1 protein-coding gene is annotated in these 614 nt (G+C 38.6%); it reads left to right on the forward strand.

Features of this window, described 5'->3' with window-relative positions; all coding sequences use genetic code 11:
• Positions 1-614: hypothetical protein (locus Q0822_RS18195; protein WP_299126397.1), on the forward strand; the 614-nt coding region annotated here is incomplete at both ends.

Genomic DNA, 614 nt, shown 5'->3' on the forward strand with positions numbered 1-614 from the left:
CCACCAGCAACATATACACCTGCGGTTAGATACCAAGCAACACCAACTTGTCTTGCGGTATCTATCAATCCTATTACGTTAGATGATGCATGTTGTAATATTACAGCTATTACATCTTCTAATATTGATGCATGTAACGATAATGGTACGCCAACTAATTTATTTGATGATACATTTACAGCAGATATTACTGTTACTTTTGTTGCTACACCAGGTAGTGGTACCTTAGATTTAACAGGTGATGGAACTGCATCAGTTTCTGCAGTTGGTTTAACATCTCCACATACATTTATAAATGTTGTTTTGCCAGCAAATGGAAATGCAATTAGTTTAACAGCTACGTTTTCAGCAGAAAATATATGTCCATTTGAAGACACCAATGTATTTACGGCACCAGCGGAATGTAGTGATGATGGTTGTTTTGACTCTATACCAGCGGGCAGTCCTACAGCCCAAATCGCAGGAGCCGATATTACTTTAGATGTTACAGGTGCAGGAGGTGCATCGAGCGCAATTCTTAACTCTATAACTATAGCGGGTGAACCAAATCCATTTACAGGATTTTACATACCAAGTCAAGTTAATTATCAATTTGCTAATCCAGCAGCAGCGAA

It is taken from the genome of uncultured Winogradskyella sp. (genome assembly GCF_947496485.1).
In the GTDB taxonomy this organism is placed as follows: domain Bacteria; phylum Bacteroidota; class Bacteroidia; order Flavobacteriales; family Flavobacteriaceae; genus Winogradskyella.